This window comes from Mycoplasma sp. 06067-C1-B144P-99-0482-3 (genome assembly GCF_051053925.1).
In the GTDB taxonomy this organism is placed as follows: domain Bacteria; phylum Bacillota_I; class Bacilli_A; order Mycoplasmatales; family Mycoplasmataceae; genus Mycoplasma; species Mycoplasma leachii.
This window is the reverse complement of the sequence record NZ_CP144017.1, coordinates 214,982-236,378: the sequence shown is the minus strand read 5'-3', so window position 1 is coordinate 236,378 and position 21,397 is coordinate 214,982. Positions and strand designations below refer to the sequence as shown.

Here is a 21,397-nt window from a genome sequence, read left to right as displayed (position 1 = left end):
ATTTTAAGGAGAACTGGATGGAAAACAGAAACAGAAATTCAAGACCAATAAAAAATCAAGATCCTGTTAATGAGTTTATAAGAGCTCACCAAGTACTAGTTATTGATGAAGACAAGCAAAATTTAGGAGTTATGTCAAAAAGACAAGCTTTAGAAATAGCAAGATCAAAAAACTTAGATTTATATCAAGTTGGAGTACAACCTGATGGTACTGTAATTACTAGAATTGTAAATTTTGGTAAATTAAAATATGAACAACAAAAAAAATCTAAGGAAGCTAAAAAACACCAAACTAAAATTGAAAACAAAGAAATTAGAATTACAGTTAATATTGGAAAACACGATTTAGAAACAAAAGCAAGAAAAGCAAAAGAATTTTTAGAAGAGGGTAGTCGTGTTAAAGTTTCTTTAAAATTTAGAGGTAGAGAAGTTGTATATCTTGATTTAGGACAACAAACACTAAATAATTTTTTTGAACTAGTTAGTGATGTTGGTAAAATGGAAAAAGAAGCTAAGTTAAATGGTAAATTCCTAGATATGTATATTGTGCCTAAGAAAAATTAGTTAAGAACAAAGGAGATATTAGATTATGCCAAAAATGAAAACTAAAAAGTCTTTAGCTAAACGTGTTACTGTTAAATCAAATGGAACACTAAAAAGAGCTAAAGCTTATAGATCACACCGTGCAACAGGTAAAACTACTAAGCAAAAAAGACAACTAAGTAAAGCAACAATTATTAGCAAAGTAGATATGAAAAATCTAAAAGGGCTTTTACAATAATAGGAAGGTAATAAGAATATGGCAAGAGTTAAATATGGAAAAGTAACTAGAGCAAGAAGAAAACGTTGAATTAAACTTGCTAAAGGTTATTTTGGAACTAAAAAATCATCATATAAAAAAGCACACGAACAAGTGATTCGTTCAATGGCTTATGCATTTATTGGTCGTAAAGAAAGAAAACGTGATTTTAGATCATTATGAATTGTTCGTATTAATGCTGCAGTTAGACCAGAAGGATTATCATATTCAACATTTATGCACGGTTTAAAATTAGCTAATATTAATATTAATAGAAAAATGCTTTCAGAATTAGCTATTAATAACAATGAGGAATTCAAAAAAATTGTTAAACAAGCTAAAAAAGCTTTAAATAAATAATCAAATCTCTCTCAGGAGAGATTTTTTAATTAATGATTTTTATTTAAAAAACCAAGAAAAAAGTTAATTTAGCATTGATTTATATTAAAAAAATATTTATTATTTAATATTAGCAAAAACTTTTTAGATTATCTTTTGATAGTAAAATTAATGTAATGTAAAACAAAAAAAGGAGGGCAAACATGCTAAAAATAATTGATGAGCCAATTAAATTTTTAACATCTTGATTAGAAATTATGTTTGTTCTTTCTCAAATAAATGAAACTGTTTTAGAAACTGAAAGTCTCTCCCTTAAGTAGAAGTCTAATGACTTCTTTTGTTGTTAAAATTCTAATCTTTTTACAATAAATTAAGGAGAAAAATGGAAAATAATATATTAGAATTAAGAAACGTTACTAAAGAATATGACGGACAAGTTGTATTAAAAGGTATCAGTTTTAATGTTAAAGAAGGGGAGTTTATCACTCTTCTAGGTCCTAGTGGTTGTGGAAAAACTACAATTTTAAAAATTATTGGTGGATCTCAAAAACCAAACAGTGGAGAAATTTTATTTGAAGATAAAAACTTAATTCCAATCCCAATTAATAAACGTCAATTTAATACTATATTTCAGTCATATGCTTTATTTCCACATTTAAATGTATTTGATAATGTGGCTTTTGGCTTAACTATTAAAAAAACTAAAAAAGATATTATTGAACGTGAAGTAATGCGTCAAATTCGTCAAGTTGGTTTAGAAGGATATGAAAACAAAAAAATAAATGAACTTTCTGGTGGTCAAAAACAAAGAGTAGCAATTGCTAGAGCTTTAGTTATGAAACCAAAAGTCTTATTATTAGATGAGCCAATGGCTGCTTTAGATGTTAAATTAAGAAAAACTATGCAAGAAGAATTAAAGCGTTTACAACAAGATATTGGAATTACTTTTATAATGGTAAGTCACGATCAAGAAGAAGCTTTAAGTATGAGTGATCGTATAGTTGTTATGAATCAAGGAACTATTCAACAAATAGGAACACCTGAAGAAATTTATAATGAACCAGAAAATGCTTGAGTAGCTAACTTTATTGGTAGTTCAAATATTATTACTGATGGAATCTTTTTAGAAGATAACAAAATTAAATTTGATGGTAAAGTTTTTGAATGTATTGATACTAACTTTGGTGAAAATGAATCATCAATTGATATTATCATTAGACCAGAAGATATTATTATTAAAAACCCAAATAATGGATTTTTTAATGCAAAAGTTATTAAAACAACTTTTAAAGGAATACACTGAGAAATAGTTGTTGAAACTAGTAAAAAAAGACAATGAATTATTCATACAATCAATGAATATGATGTAGATCAACAAGTTTCAATTAAGTGAAAACCAGCCAACGTTCATGTTATGTGAAAAGAGGTTGATAATTAATGGAAAATAAAAATCTAAAAGATAATAATGTAATTGAAAATAAAATTATCAATCAAGATGAATTAGAACAAGTTATTGAAAATATTGAAAAACAAAAAAAACGCGAATCTTTAAGATTAAAAGTAAAAGATGTTAATCATTATTTATCAAAAACTAAATTATTTCATTTTTCAAAAGATAAAGTGTGACCAATTCTAGCTCCATTTATCTTAGTAATGGTAATTTTAGTTATTCTTCCTTTAGTTTCAATCTTAATTTATGCTTTTATTCAACCAGCAGATGGGATTACATTATTTAAAATCTCTTTTGAGAAATTTGCTAAGTTATTTACAAGTAATGGTATTTTATATTCATTATTTCTATCTATTTTATATGCAATTGTAGCTGGGATGCTATGCGTTTTAATTGGATATCCAATTGCTTTAATGATGGCTCAAATGAAATCAAAAATTTTAGCTAGAAATATGTGAGTCATTGTAACAATGCCTATGTGAATTTCTATGCTTTTAAAAGTATTAGGATTACAAACTCTATTTTACTTATTAGCTGATTTTGCAATAGGAACACCAATTGCTATTATTATTGGTATGACTTATATGTTTTTACCTTTTGCAATAGCTCCAATTTATGATTCATTAGAATCAAGACAAACTGATTTAGAAGAAGCTGCTTTAGATTTAGGAGCTTCAAAATTTAGAACATTTTGATCTATTACTTTAAGATCATCTATGCCTGGAGTACTAACTGCTTTTAGCTTAGTACTAGTTCAAGCTGCTACTAGTTTGATTGTTGTTCATTATATGGGTGGAGGACGAATTTATTTAGTTTCTGCTGCTATTGAATCTTATTTTTTCCAAGGAAATGATTTTGGATATGGTGCTGCTGTTTCAGTAGTTTTAGCTATCTTAGTATTTGGTTTAATGCTTGTTATGAAACTAATTAGTAATAAATTTGAAATGAAAGGAAATAAAAGAAAATGAAAAAACTCTTAAAAAGAAGTTATTTTGCTTTTGTTTTACTATTTATTTATGCACCCATTTTAGCAATGGTAATTTTTTCATTTAATGATGGAGATACTACTATTAAATGAACTCATGCTAGTTTTTCTTGGTATGAATCATTTTTTAAAAATTCCCCTTTTATAAAATCAATTATTACTTCTTTATTTGTTGCTGTAATTTCAACTATAGTTTCACTAGTGATCGGAACTTTAGCAGCAATTGGATTAAGCAGAGTTAATAGGATAACTAAAAACAAGTGGGTATCAATTGCAAATATTCCTTTAATCAATGCTGATGTAATTACAGCTGTATCACTAATGATTGTTTTTTTAATTATGGGATTAAAATTTGGACTATTAACTTTAATTATGGCCCATATTTCATTTAATGTTCCTTATGTTTTAGTTACAATTATGCCTAGATTAAAAAAAATTGACCCAAGCTTAATTGACGCTAGTTATGATTTAGGTGCTAAAAATCACCAAGTAATGTTTAAAGTAATATTACCTATTTTAAAACCAGCAATTATTACAGCTGCTGCTATTGCTTTTGCAATGAGTTTTGATGATTTTATTATTTCTTATTTTACTGGTGGTATGCAAACTAATGTTTCAACATTCATTTATACTGCTAAAAAAACTAGACCGTTTATTTTTGTTTTTGGTACTTGTTTAGTTTTAGTAATTGCTTTATCTATTATTACTTGAAATACAGTTAATTTAATCAAACAATCTCGTTTAGAAACTAAACAAAAACTAATTAATAATAATTACAAACTAAAAACAATTTCTAAATTAAATAAACAATTAAATGAACTAAGTGAAATTTTAAAAACTAAAACTATTATTAAAAAATCTCATAATCTTTCTTTGTGAATTAAATACTTTGTTTTAAAAACTAAGATTTATTTTTATAAACTAAAAAGTTTAGATAAAAAAATCTCAAAATTGCAATGAAAACAATATAAATTAAAATCAAAAATCCAAAAAGAAGAAAGATATTATTCAAGATTAAAAAAATCAGAAAAAAAATTAAAACAGTTAATTAAACAATTTGGTATTGAAAAAGATGTTAAAAAAGCTGCAAAACTAAGTTTACAAATTGAAACTTTACAAGAAAAAGTAGAATTTTTAAAAGACCAAATCGAAGTAATTAAAGAACGTGAGCAAACTGCTAATTTAAAAGTTAAAAAATTACAAAACAAAATTAAATTATTAAAACAAGATTTATCTCAAGAACAAAAACCTTCTAAAAAATTAATTAATTGATACAATAAAAAAATTAAATACTTTGAAGAATGAATTATTGAACTTGAAGAAGGTAAAGATTATTACAAATTAAAATTAGTTGTTGAAAAATTAAAAAACTTACAAAATATTAAAAAGAATAAAATTAATGAATTAACTGATCAATTAAATATATTAATTAGTAAAATCTATATTCCTGTTTTAATTACTAAAGATATTGACTTAAAAATTCAGAGCACAACTAATTTAGAAGCTTTAAATAATTTAAATCAAAAAAGACAAGTTATCATTGATAAATTTACTAAAATTTATAGTCAAAAAATTGATAAAACCACAATTTTAATTCAAAAAATTAATCAAAAAACTGATAAGCTAAAAAATAAATTATTACCAAGTCAAAATGAAAATGTGTCTCATTTTAGATCATTTTTTTCAAGATCTTGAAAAGCTATTTTAATTTCATTTATTGGAATTGGAGCTTTTAGTGGGTTGACTGCTACTTATGTTTTAAATAATATTTATGATCTAGTTGTTGCTAACTGAGGAGAATATATTGATCCTTCACTAATTGGTGAATTTGAACAACAAGCAAGTAAGAAACATAATAGAAGAATTAGAATTAATTATCAAATTTATAACTCAAATGAAATTTTATATAATAAACTTCATACAGTTGATTATGATATTATGATCCCAAGTGATTATATGGTTCAAAGACTAGTTTCAGAAAATTACTTACAAAAAATTGATTACAGTAAGTTAAATATTTGAGGAGAATTTAATAGTCAAAATTTCAATAAAAATCATGAAAATAATAATGATTATAAAAAACTAAAAGTAAATAAAAGCTTATTAGAATTAATGGCTAAATCTCCTATTAATAGAGAAGATGAAACTAAAGAAATAATAACAAATAACCCTAAAGGAACATATTTAAATACTAACTCTATTCTAGATTATTCAATTCCATATCTATGAGGTGATTTAGTAATTGTTGTTAATCCAACTGAATCAAATATAAAATTCCTAGAAGATTCTGGAATTAAGTTTAAAAACAATAATAATACTAGTGATAATAAAAATAAAATAGAGATTGATAATTCAACATTATCTTGAGATATTTTATGAAAAGCTGCTAAAGCTGGTAAAAAAGTAGCTTTAAATAATGATCCAAAAAATGTATTTATGTTAGGATCACAAAAACTTTATCAAAAAGTTAATCTAACAAAAAAATCTGAAATTGATGCTGTTGGTAAAGAATTATCTGATTTATTATCAAACACTGGCGTTTCATTGCATAGTGATGATCTAATAAGTTTAGTAGTTAGAGAAAAATTTGATTTTGCTGTTATGTATAATGGTGATGCTGCTTATGCTAATTATGTTCATAACGAAGGTGATGAAGATTATGAAAAAGCCGAAAAATCTATAAACTATATTTATGGAAGACCAAATAAAAAACATACTTCAAACAATAGATATGAATCAACTAATGTATTTTCAGATAATATAGTTATTTATAAAGATGCTCAAAATTTAGATTTGGCATATGAATTTATTAATTTCTTATATGATAATTCAACAAAAATAACTGAATATGTTGGAGTAACTTCACCATTAGATTCAACAATTGAAGAAATGACATCCGCTCCTTCTAATAATAAAGAAAATGAAAATGACAGTGAAGAGCAAGAAGAAAATGAAGGTGGAACTTATCACAACTTCAAAAATCTTTATAATCCTATAACTCATCAAACTAATGGTACCAATAAGTATGAAACTAATAACGAACAATTATCATTTACATATAATGGTAAGATTGATGAATACCTAGTTAATAGTTTTAATAATTTACTTGCTAATAAATAGAAAAAAACCTGGAATTTTCCAGGTTTTTTATATGTTTTTCCTTTTATTTAGTAATCTACTGCAATCTAGGACCAATAAAAAATAGGAGAATAAAATACTTTTAAAAATAAAAAAAGGGTCGGGGTGACGTACACTTAACCGACACTTGTTGCCGGGGTGACGTACACTTAACCAGCATGAACCTTATTTTTATACTAACATAATATGTAAAAAAATAAATACTTTTTTTTATCTTTTTTTTACTTTTTTTACTTTTTTTACTTTTTATTAATAAAGTTTTACAATTTATAAAAATCTTCCAATTTTATTCCCATTTCATTCAATATTTCATTAAATAATACAGTTTCAAATTTGTCATTAAATTTAGTAAAAAGCATAATTATTTCTTATTTTAACGAGATAAAATTATTTCTAGTCAAAATCATTTTTAAAAATACAAAGACAATTGCTAGCTTTAAATCTCCATAAAAGCTATAACCTATCATCTCTGAAATATCTTTTGTTGAAACTCTATCAAATTTTATGTTATACATTCTTTCTTTGTGAGCACAAACATTTCTTACAATATTTAAAATTTTTAATAATGACAAAAAAAGAGTCACTTCTAAATCATAAATTATTTTCTTTATTATTTTGTTCTAAGAATCTATTTACATAAAAAAGTATAATATTGTTTTTGTCATCATCTTTTAGAATTCTAAACATATATACCATATTACCAAAAGATAAAATATTAACAACCACTCATAATGGAGCATGACCATATTGTTTTATGTAATGTTTAATATAATTAGTTTTTTCACTCTTTGAAACTATTGTTTGATTGATAGTTGATATAAAATTTAAAACATCTATATAATTGTCTTTATAATTTTCTGGATATAAATATGAGTCTATTCTATTATTTTTATTATATTTTTTACTAAAATTATATGCAATTATAGTCTTAAAATCTCTTTCAAAAATTAATATGTATTTTAATAAAATAGATCTTAATTCTCTATCAAATAAAAATAATGAATATAGTTCGTCAAAATTTGTATTTTCAATGAATATATCTTGATTATAATCTAAAGACTTTTTTAAAAATAAATCTTTATAACCATTAACAATATTATAATAATTTTCTTGTTTTAATATTTCTATTGATTTTTGTTCATTTGAAATTATTAATCCACGAGATTTTAAAATTTCAATTTGCTCTTCAAAAGTTTTAAATTCTTTTGGTGTTTTCATTTATATCTCCATTCTGTCAAACTATAAAATTTTATGTTTCATATTAAAAATATTTTTACCTTTTCTTTATTTACTATATTTAATAAATAGAAAAAAACAACTCCTAGAAGTTGTTTTAGTCAATCTTTTGATTAAAATATCTAAAATTTAAATTAATACAAAAAAATAATGTATGTTGCTAATTTAATATAAAAAGTTCTAGTTAAAATGTATTTTATGAACTTAATCAAGATTATAGCATCATAAAATTTTAATATATATTTTTATACTTATCCTAATCATGGTTCAAATAATACTAAACAAAATATAATGTTTGCAAATATTAACCCCAAAATAGGAACTTTTTTAAGATATAAAAATAAACTTATAATAATTCCAATTGGAACATAACAATATAATGCAATTAGTCTTCAGCCTGTAAAAAACTTCATACTTTGATTTGGTTTATTTGGATTTATAAACTTTCAATATTCACTAACTGATTCATTAAATACAAAGTATGGAAACATACAACTTATAAATATTTCAATAGCCAAAGCAATAATAATTCCAGCTACAACTGGATTCATAATGTCAATTAATTTTTTAAAAAATGTTGATTGATGAAATTTTTGAGAATATTTTATAGCAATCATCATCATAAAAATAGCAGGTAAAACGAATGCTAAATAAGTAAAAATCATCGCAACAAATCCTCATCATTGCCCTTGAGCGATCATATAACCAGTAATTGCTGCAAATTTTGGACTTAAAATTCCTGGTGTTGAATTTGATACAACAAAAACTGTATTTATAAATTCTTCAGAAATTTCAATTTTAAATCAACTATTTAATGATTTTCATAATCACACAAATATTGGCATAAATACTTGGCCACCACCAAATACTGATAATGAAACAAATATTAATGAAACTAATGTAACTAAAAAAGCAATAAAACTTAACATTATTCTATTCCTTTCTTAATTTCATCTGATTTAGTATTTTTTGATTTTTTACTTCTAATTATAAAAATAGTTGAATAAATTGCTATTACTAAAATCATTACTAATATTGGAACATTATAAGGTGTTGGAACAAATAATGAAAAAAGTAAAGTAGTAAAAAATAAAACTAATCATAAGCTTAATTTCATTACTTTTTTTCCCTTTTTAAAATAGTTATAACCAAATCCTAATAATACTCCTGTAATTGCAATTAAAACTCCAAGTTGAACAACTATTAAATATTGAGTAGGTATTTTATTAAAAGCAAAAACTAATCCTACAGCAAAAAAAGTATGTGGCATTGAAGCTAAACTAACAACTAAATAAGCTTTGAATTTAGATAAAGATTTAAAAGCAATATATGCTGTTGTTTGAATAGCAGCTGGTCCTGGTAACATATTTGTTAAAACCACATTTTGATGAAACTCATCTTCATCTAATCATTTATATTTATCAACTGCGTATCTTTTAATAACTGGCATAATTGCATTACCACCACCAAAACCAACAAAAGTAATTAATAGTATAAATAAAAAAATGTTTCAAAATGTTGGTGGTTTTATATATTCTTTTTTATTCATAAAAAATCCTATGCTTTATTTTATCTATATTAAATATTATAAAAATGTAATATCAAATTGTTAAAAACATCTTGATTAATAGGCTAATACTAATATGTTTTTTAGATTTAATTTAAAAGATATGTAAGGAAAAAGTGTGTAAATACACAAAAATTCCTTGAGGTGCTTATGATAATAAATAGAGATTTTTACTTAAATCAGTTAATAAATAAAATGAACAACAGCAAAGTAAAAATAATTACTGGAATTAGAAGATGTGGCAAATCATTTTTATTATTTAATTTGTTTTATAAATATTTAATTTCTATAAATATTCCATCTGATCAAATTATAAAAATATCTCTGGATAGCTATGATAATAGAATGTATAGAACACCAACTACTTTAAACAACTTTATACAAAGTCAAATAACAAATAAAAATAAAAAATATTATTTATTAATTGATGAAATTCAATATTGCGAACCAGAAATAAATGAGTTTGCTCCAAATACAGAACAAATTACTTTTGTAGATGTTCTTTTAAGTTTTTATAATAATCCAAATCTTGATGTTTATGTAATTGGAAGTAATTCAAAAATGCTATCTACAGATATACTTACTCAATTTAGAGGTAGGGGTGATGAAATATCTTTAAATACTTTATCTTTTTTTGAAATATATGATTTATTTGAGAATAAAGACAAAGCATTAAAACACTATATGTTATATGGTGGGTTATCAGCTATTTATAATCTGAAAACAGACGAAAAAAAACAAAAGTATTTAAAAAATACATTTGTCAAAACATATATTAAAGATATATTAGAAAGAAATTCTCTTACTAGTGAAACTGGTGAGATTCTAGATATTTTGTTAAGTTTCATCTCTTCAGCAATTGGATCATTGACAAATCCCTTAAGACTTACAAATCGTTTTATGTCTGAAAAAAATATTAAAATCAATTCTACGACCATATCAAAATATTTAAATATCTTTAAAGAATCTTTTTTAATTAGAAGCTCTATTAGATATGATGTAAAAGGTAGTAAATATTTTAACACACCTTTAAAATATTATTTTACTGATATTGGTTTAAGAAATGCAAAGCTAAGCTTTAGACAATATGAAGAAAACCACATTATGGAAAATATTATTTATAATGAACTTTATAGAAGAGATTTTAATATTGATATAGGAATTGTTGAAATACAACAAAATCAAAATAATAAAAGAACAAGAACAACACTAGAAATAGATTTTATAGCAAGTAAAAATCATCAAAAATATTATATTCAATCAGCATATAGTATTTGAGATTCTCAAAAAAAAAGAACAAGAAACAAGATCACTAAATAATGTAAATGATAGTTTTAAAAAAATTGTTGTTGTATATGAAGATATAATTCCATGACATGATAATAATGGTATTTATTATGTTGGTTTAAAAGAATTTTTATTAGATGAATCTATTTTAAATAATTAAAAAACATATGTTAAAAAAGCACATGTTTTTTATATTGATTTTAACAATAATATTAAACTTTATAATCCAACATAATATTAAACTTTATAATACTAATTAAATTTCTTTATAATTAATGTTAAGGTCAAATCATTTTTAAAATAGATAGGAGAATATATGCTTAAATTTAATGATAAAAAAGAAAAATTAACTTTAGTTTGTTTAACTGATGTTAAAGATAAAAAGTATGTAGTAAATACTGATTTATCAACCTCATTTATTAGTGAAGAAAAAACTTTTTATATGGTAATTAAAAAAGATCAAAAGGATTTATTTAGAAAGCTAAAAATTGCTTTTAAAAATTTTGTGTTAGAAAATAAATACAATATTAATATTGATGTTGATTCATTTTTTAATTTATTAAATGAATGTGATTGTAAAGAAAAATTAATTAACACAATTTATGAAACAATTGCTTTTGAAACATATGATAAAGTAAGTTATAGAAAAGATAATAAGCCAAATCAAGTAGTATATAACTTATTAACTAGTTTTGATGTTAAGAATTTAGAACAAAAAGAAGCTATTAAAATGGAATTTGTAAACTTTGCAAGAATGTTACAAGATACTCCACCAAATATTGCAACAAGTGAATATTTAGCTGAAAAAATAATTCAAAAAGCAAAAGAAATTGATGGACTTAAAGTTACTGTTTTAGGTAAAAAAGAAGCTACTAAATTAGGAATGAACTTATTTTTAGCAGTTAATTCAGGATCAATATATGAGCCACAAGCTGTAGTTTTAGAATATGTTGGTGATGAAAATGAACCAAAAAAAGCTTTAGTTGGAAAAGGAATTACTTTTGATAGTGGAGGTTATAATTTAAAACCAACTAAGTATTTAGAAGGTATGAAATTTGATATGTCTGGAGCTGCTATTATGCTTTCAACTGTTATGGCATTAGCTAAGATCAAAGCTAAAGTTAATATTGTTGGAATTGGTATGTTTACAGATAATAGAATCGGATCAACTGCAACCTTGCCTCAATCAGTTGTTAAATCTATGAATGGGTTAACTGTTGAAATCGATGATACTGATGCTGAAGGAAGATTAGTATTAGCTGATGGGATTACTTATGTGATAAGAGAAAAGCAAGCAACTGAAATTTGAGAAGCTTCAACTCTAACTGGATCTGTTGTTTCAGCTTTAGGAAGTTATGCTACTGGAGTATTTACTCATTGTGATAAGAGATGACAATTAGTTAAAAGTGCTTCAAAATTTAGTGGTGAAAGAATGTGAAGATTACCACTGTATGAAGAGCACTTAGAAGAAGTTAGAAATGATGCAATTAATGCTGATATTACAAACGCTACAAAAAACTATGAAGCAGAAAGTTCAAAAGCAGCTAGTTTTTTAAATGAATTTAGAGAAGATAGACCTTATGTTCATTTTGATATTGCTGGAACTGATAGTATTAAAGGTAGAGGTCAAGGAGTTTTAGTTAGAACTCTATTTGAAATATTTAATAAATAAATTAAGGAAAATATTATGAAATTAAAAAACTGAACATTTTATAAAGCAAAACAATTAGTAAAATTAAATGAATCTAATCAAGTTCTAGAAGATATAGCTGTTTTAATTTTAAGACCAGATATTAATAAAGAAAAAACACTTTTAGCTATTGGTTTAGATAAAAAAGTAGTTAATTCACTAATTATCGATTTGCAAAATAAAGCATTTGAAGAAAATGAATTATTTGAAATTTTTAAAGAAAATATTGGATTTGTTTCAACTGAAGAAATTAGCGAAATTGACGCTAAGGGATTAAATTTATCTACTCCAATTCATCAAGATAACATTAAATCAATTATTAAGATTTATAACTTATTTTTAAATGTAGAACCAATTGAATTTGATACTAAAGACTATCAAAATCTAGAAGCTATTCAAAATCAAGAAGACGTTTTTACTAACGTTGATTTTGAAAATATTCCATTACCTGCTTTATTACAAACTTTAAATGTTGGTATGGAAAATTACAAACAAAGAGTTGAAGAAATCTTTGAATTAAATGGAAAAGAATCTATAAACAAAAAATTAGAACTAGTTAATATTCAATCTAATTTAATTGCTTTTTTTGATCAAGCATTAAGAAAAATGGATGATATCATTACTAAACTAAGTGAACAAAATGCAGAATTAATTAAAAAATTAGAAAGTCAGGAAAAATAATGAAAAGACCTGAAGCCTTAAAAGAATATAAATGAGATTTTGATTATTTATATAAAAATCAAGATGAATGAAAAAAAGATTTAGATTACTTAGTTGAAATTTCTAAAGAATCCAAAGATTTTAAAAATAAATTACATCAAAAAGAAACATTTTTAAAATGTTTAGATCTAGAAGAAAAAGTTGACTTTATTACAAACAAACTTTCAACTTATACAAGAATGGGAGATACTAATCAAACTGATGAAGTTTATAGAACTTTAGAAGCCTTATTAATAAATGTATTACAAGATATTGAAATTCAAACTTCTTTTGTATCACCAGAAACTAAAAAAATTGGTTTTGAAACTATTTCTAAATGATTAAGTGAAACTGAAGGTTATCAAAGATATTTATATGGTTATAAAAAATTCTTTGAACAAGCAAAGCACATTTTAAGTGAACATGATGAAGAATTATTATCAAAAATATCTAAAGGTTATACTGCAATTTCAGGAATGTATGACACTTTAGCTTATGCTGATAGACAAGAAGAAACAATTAACTATAAAGGCATTGATCAAACATTAACTAATTCTTTATTTTTAGAAATTCTGCAAGATTCAGATCCAATTAAAGATCAAAATTTAAGATTAAAAGCAAGTGAAATATTTTCTAAAAACTTTAGTTCTAAAAAACATAGTTTTGCTTTAATTTATGAAGGAATTTTACAATCAGATCATCAAGATACTAAATTAAGAAATTATGACTCAAGTTTACAAGCTAGTTTAAGTTCTGATTCAATTCCTGTTGATATTTATTTAAAACTTTTAGAAGTTGGTAAAAAATATATTAAACCTTTAGAAGACTTTTTATTACTAACTAAAAAACACTTTAAATTAGATAAATTTTATCCAAGTGATAGACAATTAAAATTAGTTAAAGAATATAATCAAACTTTTACAGTTGAACAAGCAAAAGAACAGATTAAAAAAGCTTTAAGCATATTAGGTGAAGAATATTTAAAAAATTTAGAAATTGCTTGAGGACCAAACAAAATTGATTATTATGAAGATACTAATAAAAGAGATGGTGCTTATTCAACTGGTGGACATGGTGTTGATCCAATTATTTTAATGAACTGGGATGATAAACTAAATTCAGTCAATACTTTAGCTCATGAATGCGGGCATTCTGTTCACACTTTATTTTCAGAACAAAACCAAGTTTATCCACTAAGTCAATATCCAATCATTTTAGCTGAAGTGGCTTCAACTATTAATGAACATTTATTATTTGATTACATGTATAAAAATGCTAAGTTAAAAGAAGAAAAAATTTACTTATTACAAGAAAGAATATTTAATTTAGTTTCAACATTTTATAGACAAATTCAATTTGCTGATTTTGAATATAGAGCAAGTCAACTAGTAAGTAAACAAACTCCTTTAACTAGTGAAGTTTTAAATAATCTATTTAAAGAAGTTGAAAATGATTATGGTTATAAAGTATTTGACAAATTAGATGATAATACTAAATCAGGTTATGGATGACCTAGAATTAGTCATTTTTTCCACTCACCATTTTATGTTTATAAATATGCAATTGATGTAACTGCTAGTTATAAATTATATGATGATATTAAGAATGGAAATATTCAAACCACACTAGACTTTTTAAAAGCAGGTGGTCATAAAGAACCTTTAAAAATTATGCTAGATGCTGGTATTGATTTTAATAAAGAACAAACTTATTTACCTTTAATTAATGGAATTAGTGATTATATTAAAGAATTACAATCTTTATTAGAAGAATAATAAAAAATCTCGGGGCCCGAGATTTTTTTTACAAATATTTAATTGAAGAAGTTTCAAAATGATCTAGATTAATAGTATGTTGAGTAATTTCAATAATATTATTATTTTTATCATATAAAATTGAATATCTACAAATCACATAATCTTGATGATTATCAACTAAAAAATTTCTAGTCATTTGATCTTTTAATTTAGCTTCTATTATAGAAGTTAATTTAAAAGGTTTAATAGAATTTTCTTCAAGATATTCTATTAAAGACTTTTTAATCTTTTCAACATCTATATTGTTAGTAAAAAGATTTTTATTTAAAAATGACTTTGCATATCTTACTGGTAAATCATTTACATAAAATATTTTAATGTATGAAAAATAATCATCAGGATTAAAATCAATACTTAAATGTAATTTATTCATAATAGCAACTAAATTACTAGTATCTAATTCAGTTTTAATAAAAACTTCTTGCTTATTTGTAAATAGTTGATTTCTAATTGATTTAATTCTATTAAATGAAAAATCAGGATTTATAAAATAGCCTGCTCCTTTTTCTGATTTAATTAAACCTTTTGTTTTTAAATCTGAAAAAGCACTTCTTACAGTTCCTCTACTTACTTTAAATTTAGTTACTAAAAAGTATTCACTTGGTAAAGGGGTTTTAAAATCAACTTTTTTATGCTCAATCAAATCTAATAAATAGTTAACAATTTTTTGACGTTCTGTAATTTCTTTATTTTTCTTATCTTGCATAAGTTTTATTATAAACTATATTTATTCAACAATAATTGTTTGTCAAGGTTTTAAAGTATTTTGATCAAAATCAATTTCAGTATTTAAAATAATCTTATTATTTTGATTAATTAAATGACTAATATTAACTTGTTGATCGCTTCAATTAGCAATTATTTTAATTGATCTATTTTGATCAATTCTGCTATAAGCAAATAGTTTAGTATTATTTGGATCTAATAATTCAAATTTTGCATCAATAATTAATTGAGAATAATCACTTTCTTCTCTAAACTTAATTAATTTTTTTAAATAATGATAAATACCATTTGGATTTTTTAAATCATTTTTAGCATTAATTTCTTTGTAATTATCATTTACATCAATTCAAGGTTGATGATTACTAAATCCTGCATATTTACTATCATCTCATTGATATGGTGTTCTTGCATGATCTCTACTATTTTCTAATATTCCTTCTATAAACTGATCATAAGTTAAGGTTTTATTTTTTAAAACTTCTGATTGATAGGTATTTTTAATTTCAACATCTTTATATTTGTTTAAATCAGTTCAATTAACATTAGTCATTCCAATTTCATCACCTTGATGAATAAAAGGAGTTCCTTGCATTACAAAAATATTAGTTAATAAAGTTTTTGCTGATTGAATTCTATATTTTTGATCATTTCCATATCTTGAAACCATTCTAGGTAAATCATGATTTGATAAAAATAAACCAGCTCAACCTTTATTATGTAAACCTTGTTGTCATTTTTTATAAATTTGTTTAAGTTCTAAAAAATCGACAGCTTTTTTCTTATATTTATTATCTTTATTAAAAAAAGAAGTAACTGGTTCAAAATTAAATATCATTGAAAATTCTTCATTTTTTTCATTTGAATATTGAATTGCATGATCAATATCTGCTGATCAACACTCACCAACTGTTAAAAATTCATTTGAATTTCAACTATTTTTTCTTAGGTCTTGAATGTATTTATGTAACATTGGACCATTAGATAAAATCTTTTGATCAATTCTTTTACCAAGTAATTCAATTACATCTAATCTAAATCACATTATTCCAAAATCACATCATCATTTAACCATTTTTGCAATTTCTTCTCTAACTTTAAGATTTTGCCAATTTAAATCAGGTTGTTCTTTTGCAAACATATGAAAATAGTATTGGTTTGTAGTTTGATCATAAGTTCAAGCAGATCCACCAAAAGCTGATTGAATATCATTAGGCTGATCTCTTCAAATATAATAATCACGATATGGATTAGTTTTTGATGATCTTGATTGTTTAAATCATTCATGTTGATCTGAAGTATGGTTTAAAACTAGATCCATAATTATAGCAATATTTAACTCATTAGCTTTATCAACAAATTTTTTAAACTTTTCTAATCCACCATAAATTTGATTAATAGATTGATAATTTGAAATATCATACCCATTATCAACAAGTGGAGAATCATAAATTGGAGTTAATCAAATAACACCAATTCCCAGTTCTTTTAAATACTCTAATTTTTCTATAGCACCATCTAAATCACCAATACCATCATTATTTGAATCTTTAAATGATTGAAGATACATTTCATAAACTACAGTATTTTTTCATCAGTAATTTGCCATTTTAAACCTCTATTTTAATGTTTGATTCTAAAAGATATTCTTTATCAAATAAATTAATTTTTAAAGCTTGCCCTTTAATTAATTGAACTTCAACTTCTGTTTTATAATGTTTTACTTTTAAAACACTATTTCTAAAATTAATATTAAATTCATAACCATTTCATTGTTTTGGAAGTTTTGGAGAAAAACAAGGTATATTGTTTCTTACTAACATTCCACCAAAACCTTCAACAATTGCTAGATAACTTCCTGTCATACTTGTAATATGTAATCCATCATCAGTATCATTATTATAATTGTCTAAATCTAATCTAGCTGTTCTATTATAAAACTCATAAGCTTTATCCATTAAATCAATTCTTGCAGCAATAATTGAATGAACACAGGGACTTAATGAAGATTCATGAACTGTAAATTGTTCATAAAATTTAAAGTTTTTAGTAATTTGTTCTTTAGTGAATTTATCTCATAAATAATAAATTCCTTGTAAAACATCAGCTTGTTTAATATAAACACTTCTTAAAATACGATCTCAACTTCAATTTTTATTTAAAGGTCTTTCATCTTTACTTAATAAATCTTTATGTTTTAAATCTTTATCTAAAAATGTATCGTGTTGAACAAATATATCTAAATCTTTGTCATATGGTAAATATATTTTATTAATAATATCAACTCATTTATCAGTTTCATTAGTAGTTAAATTTCATTTAGAATTATCTAAGTTTAATTTTTTTAACATTTCTAAAGTATAATTTAACACTCATTGACACATTAAATTAGTTAATCAGTTATTATTAACATTATTTTCATATTCATTTGGACCAGTTACTCCATGAATAAAGTATTTATCTTTAATTGAGTGATAGTGAACTCTATCAGCTCAAAACCTACTTATTTCGACCATTACATCCATTCCAAATTCTTTAATATAATCAAGATCTCCAGTATAGTTTGTATAGTTATAAATTGCATAAACCATAGCGGCATTTCTATGAATTTCTTCAAATGTAATTTCTCATTCATTATGACATTCAACACCATTAAAAGTTACCATCGGATATAAAGCACCTTTAAATCCTAATAACTTAGCATTTTCTATAGCTTTATTTAAATGATTATAACGATATTTTAATAAGTTTCTACTAATTTTTGGATCTGAAGTTTTTAAATATAAAGGTAAACAATAAGCTTCTGTATCTCAATAAGTAGCTCCACCATATTTTTCACCAGTAAATCCTTTAGGACCAATATTTAAACGATCATCATTTCCATAATAAGTACAAAATAATTGAAATAAATTAAATCTAATTGCTTGTTGATCTAAATCAGATCCAATAATTTTAACATCACTAGTTAATCAGCGTTTTTCTCATAAACTAGTGTGTTTTTCTTTTAATTGTTCATAGTCAAACTGATTAATTTGATTATTTATTTTAATAGCATTTTCTTTTAATTTATCTTCTGAATAGTTTAATGAATGAACTAAAGTAACTAATTTATAAAAAGTAAGAGTTTGATTTTGTTTTAAATCAAATTTATAAGTAGTTTTTGCATATAAATTAGATTGGTCAAAAACAATCTCTTTAGCTTGTAAATTATAACTATTTGTTGCATAACAAGCATAACTAAAACGTTGTATATCAAAGTTATTTTCAATCATTTTTGAAACTACTAATTGAGAATGATCATTAGCTAGTGAATCTAAATGAGTTCAAAACTTAGTTTTATAGTTTGAATCTCTATTAATCACATCTCCATTAATATAACTAGTTAAATCTAAACTTATGTCTTTGTTACTTGTAATACTATATTTAATTGCAACTAATTCTTTAGTATCAATTGAAACAAATCTTTCAGTTTGAACTTTAATTTCTTTATCATTAACACTAGTAACAAATTCTCTACTTAATACACCTTGTTTTAAATCTAATATTCTTTTATAACTGCTTGGAACTTGTTTAAATAAATCTAGTTCTATATTATCTATAAATACATTTAATCCTAATAAGTTAACTGCATTAATTACTTTACCAAAATAATTTGGATATCCATTTTTTCATCAACCAACTATAGTTTTATCTGGATATCACAACCCACCAACATAACAACCTTTATGAGTATCTCCAGAATAAGTTTCTTCAAAGTTTCCTCTCATTCCTAGATACTCATTTCCTAAAGAAGTAATTGATTCACTTAATCTAAAATCATAGCTATTGTCTGGTAGTTTATTTTCAACTAATAACCAAGGATCAATTTCAAATAGTCTTTTTATATTAACATCAATATTTGTTTTCATATTACTCCCATTTTATTAATCTGAACCGCTACCTTAAGCGAAAACAAGTAAAATATCAATTAAATATTGATTAGTTATCTTTAATTTAACATATTTTTTAAAAAATTAGAAGCCCAAATTCAAAAAAAAATTAAAAATTTTGCAAAACAAAAACTATGCTCTTATTTTATAAGCACTTTTTTTAGATTTTGTAATTTTTAATTTATCAAGATTTTATTAAATCTCATAACTATTAAAGGTTGTATAGGGTATTTAAAATATTAACAGATTAGTAATTTTCTTTTGTTTAACTTAATGCTTGAGTTCTTAGACTTGTTATATCACTTACACCAAATATCAATATTTTTTAAATAATCAAATATTGATTTATAAAACTTTTTATTTGAGTGAATTGTTCCCTTTTTAAGTTGTCCGTGAAAACTCTCAATTACAGCATTATCTAAACAGGAATAGTTGACACCCATTGATTGTCTAATGTTGTATTTTAAACAAAGTTTTCTAAACTGTTTTGATTCATAAACTAATGCATGATCTGAGTGAATGATTAAACCTGATATATCAATATTTAATTGTTGATATTTTTTAATTGTGTGTTTTAGGTTTTTAACAACTAAATGAGTGTCATTTTTATTACTTATTCTATAATCTATAATCTCTTTTGAAAATCCATCAATAGTAGTAGAAAGATAGTATTTTTGCTTATTTAAAGTTATATATGTAACATCTGTATAAACTACTTGTCCTTGTTGTTTAAATTGATTAAAATTACGATTAACTAAATCTGGTATATTAAATTTATTTTTACCTGATTTATGATGTGGTGTTTTTGATTTGTTTTTCAACCAACCAACTACTAGGTTTCACTTTCTCATTATTTTTAAAATAGCTTTATGATTAACAACTAGGTTATATAATTCAAAAAGTTTTTGTTTTATTTTTCTATAACCTATTAAATTATGATTATTAACAAATATTTTAATAATTAATTGTTCTAATTTACTAGGTTTATTTATATTTACTTCAACTTGTTTTAATCTTTTGTAATATAAACTCTTTGAAACACTAATAGTGTTTAATATTTTATTTATTGGAATATCAAATTCTTTTTGAATTTGATATATTTGGTGAAAAACAGAAATGCTTTTTTTGTTATGTTTTTGTCAAATCTCTTTTATTTTTAATAAACCATTCAAATTCTGTTGGTGTTTAAATAAAACTTTTGCTTGATGATTAATTTTCTTTAATAATATTTTTTGTGTTTGATATTTTCAATATTTAAGTGTGTTGTAGTTTATATTGTAAATACTAGATAATTCTTTTAATGATTTAAATTTAAATTCATTAAATACCTTGTGTTTAAATTCTAAGCTATATTTCATTAACATCACCTATTTGTACTATTTTTGACTAATTATAATATTTGAATATAAGTTTTCACTTATTCTAAATACATAAAATAACAACTTTAATCACAAGGTATATCAAGGTATATATTTAGTTATATAAAATTAATAAAGTACTTTAGAATAAAAGGAATTTAATTTAGTTATTTAGACTTTTTTATATTTAGCAAAATGAGTAGAGTAAGATACTTTTAGTTTCTAATTATTAAAATGTGTTTTAAGGGGTTTAATAATCAAAATAAGGAGGTTTATTGATATGGCAGGTGGTTTACATCAACTCATAGTAAAATACCTTGTAAAATTAGTTTTTAAAGTATAAACAAAATGATAATTAAAAAAAACACCTAACTTTTAATT

The 21,397-nt window shown here is 23.5% G+C and carries 17 protein-coding genes and 1 pseudogene; 10 read left to right on the top strand and 8 right to left on the bottom strand.

Features of this window, described 5'->3' with window-relative positions; translation table 4 throughout:
* Positions 1-17: 17 nt before the first annotated feature.
* The 6 genes from infC to potCD all read left to right on the top strand — a co-directional run bounded on the left by infC (position 18) and on the right by potCD (position 6,692).
* A complete protein-coding gene (infC, locus tag V2P32_RS01040) occupies positions 18-563 on the top strand; it encodes a translation initiation factor IF-3 (protein ID WP_011166421.1) in 546 nt (181 codons plus the stop codon).
* A gap of 25 nt (positions 564-588) precedes the next feature.
* Positions 589-780, top strand: a complete 192-nt coding sequence (rpmI, locus tag V2P32_RS01035) for a 50S ribosomal protein L35 (protein ID WP_011166422.1) — start codon at positions 589-591, stop codon at positions 778-780.
* An 18-nt stretch (positions 781-798) separates the two neighbouring features.
* Positions 799-1,158 carry a 50S ribosomal protein L20 gene (rplT, locus tag V2P32_RS01030; RefSeq protein ID WP_013447558.1) on the top strand — a complete coding sequence of 120 codons (360 nt, stop codon included), beginning with the start codon at positions 799-801 and terminating at the stop codon, positions 1,156-1,158.
* A 361-nt stretch (positions 1,159-1,519) separates the two neighbouring features.
* Entirely contained in the window at positions 1,520-2,575 is a 1,056-nt protein-coding gene (potA, locus tag V2P32_RS01025; protein WP_434343730.1) for a spermidine/putrescine ABC transporter ATP-binding protein, read from the top strand.
* On the top strand, positions 2,575-3,567 hold the full coding sequence (gene potB / locus V2P32_RS01020; RefSeq protein ID WP_107670152.1) for a spermidine/putrescine ABC transporter permease: 993 nt from the start codon (positions 2,575-2,577) through the stop codon (positions 3,565-3,567). Before potA ends, potB begins: the two co-directional genes overlap by 1 nt.
* Complete coding sequence (gene potCD / locus V2P32_RS01015) at positions 3,552-6,692, top strand: spermidine/putrescine ABC transporter permease/substrate-binding protein (RefSeq protein ID WP_434343729.1); 3,141 nt, start codon at positions 3,552-3,554, stop codon at positions 6,690-6,692. Before potB ends, potCD begins: the two co-directional genes overlap by 16 nt.
* A gap of 386 nt (positions 6,693-7,078) precedes the next feature.
* Here the strand turns inward: potCD and V2P32_RS01010 are convergent, their stop codons facing one another.
* The 4 genes from V2P32_RS01010 to V2P32_RS00995 all read right to left on the bottom strand — a co-directional run bounded on the left by V2P32_RS01010 (position 7,079) and on the right by V2P32_RS00995 (position 9,495).
* Positions 7,079-7,294, bottom strand: a complete 216-nt coding sequence (locus tag V2P32_RS01010; RefSeq protein ID WP_434343728.1) for a hypothetical protein — start codon at positions 7,292-7,294, stop codon at positions 7,079-7,081.
* Positions 7,218-7,928: an Abi family protein gene (locus V2P32_RS01005; protein ID WP_434343727.1), complete on the bottom strand. Its 711-nt coding sequence runs from the start codon at positions 7,926-7,928 to the stop codon at positions 7,218-7,220. Before V2P32_RS01005 ends, V2P32_RS01010 begins: the two co-directional genes overlap by 77 nt.
* Positions 7,929-8,197: 269 nt before the next feature.
* Positions 8,198-8,875, bottom strand: coding sequence for a chromate transporter (locus tag V2P32_RS01000; protein WP_434343726.1), 678 nt, complete (start codon positions 8,873-8,875; stop codon positions 8,198-8,200).
* Entirely contained in the window at positions 8,875-9,495 is a 621-nt protein-coding gene (locus V2P32_RS00995) for a chromate transporter (RefSeq protein WP_434343725.1), read from the bottom strand. The genes V2P32_RS01000 and V2P32_RS00995 overlap by 1 nt, the downstream gene beginning before the upstream one ends.
* A gap of 168 nt (positions 9,496-9,663) precedes the next feature.
* Here V2P32_RS00995 and V2P32_RS00990 point away from each other — a divergent pair.
* The 4 genes and pseudogenes from V2P32_RS00990 to pepF all read left to right on the top strand — a co-directional run bounded on the left by V2P32_RS00990 (position 9,664) and on the right by pepF (position 14,964).
* Positions 9,664-10,960 (top strand): annotated as a pseudogene (locus V2P32_RS00990) (ATP-binding protein).
* 156 nt (positions 10,961-11,116) lie between these two features.
* Positions 11,117-12,472 (top strand): M17 family metallopeptidase, encoded by a 1,356-nt coding sequence (locus tag V2P32_RS00985; RefSeq protein ID WP_434343724.1) that lies wholly within the window; start codon positions 11,117-11,119, stop codon positions 12,470-12,472.
* Positions 12,473-12,487: 15 nt separating this feature from the next.
* Positions 12,488-13,171, top strand: a complete 684-nt coding sequence (locus tag V2P32_RS00980) for a hypothetical protein (protein WP_434343723.1) — start codon at positions 12,488-12,490, stop codon at positions 13,169-13,171.
* Positions 13,171-14,964: an oligoendopeptidase F gene (pepF, locus tag V2P32_RS00975; protein ID WP_434343722.1), complete on the top strand. Its 1,794-nt coding sequence runs from the start codon at positions 13,171-13,173 to the stop codon at positions 14,962-14,964. Before V2P32_RS00980 ends, pepF begins: the two co-directional genes overlap by 1 nt.
* Before the next feature lie 28 nt (positions 14,965-14,992).
* Here the strand turns inward: pepF and V2P32_RS00970 are convergent, their stop codons facing one another.
* From V2P32_RS00970 to V2P32_RS00955, 4 genes are all read right to left on the bottom strand, one after another.
* Complete coding sequence (locus V2P32_RS00970) at positions 14,993-15,712, bottom strand: GntR family transcriptional regulator (protein ID WP_434343721.1); 720 nt, start codon at positions 15,710-15,712, stop codon at positions 14,993-14,995.
* Positions 15,713-15,733: 21 nt separating this feature from the next.
* Positions 15,734-17,338, bottom strand: coding sequence for a glycoside hydrolase family 13 protein (locus V2P32_RS00965; RefSeq protein ID WP_434343720.1), 1,605 nt, complete (start codon positions 17,336-17,338; stop codon positions 15,734-15,736).
* A 1-nt stretch (position 17,339) separates the two neighbouring features.
* On the bottom strand, positions 17,340-19,637 hold the full coding sequence (locus V2P32_RS00960) for a glycoside hydrolase family 65 protein (RefSeq protein ID WP_434343719.1): 2,298 nt from the start codon (positions 19,635-19,637) through the stop codon (positions 17,340-17,342).
* Positions 19,638-19,897: 260 nt separating this feature from the next.
* Entirely contained in the window at positions 19,898-21,016 is a 1,119-nt protein-coding gene (locus tag V2P32_RS00955; protein ID WP_434343718.1) for an IS3 family transposase, read from the bottom strand.
* Positions 21,017-21,397: the final 381 nt, after the last annotated feature.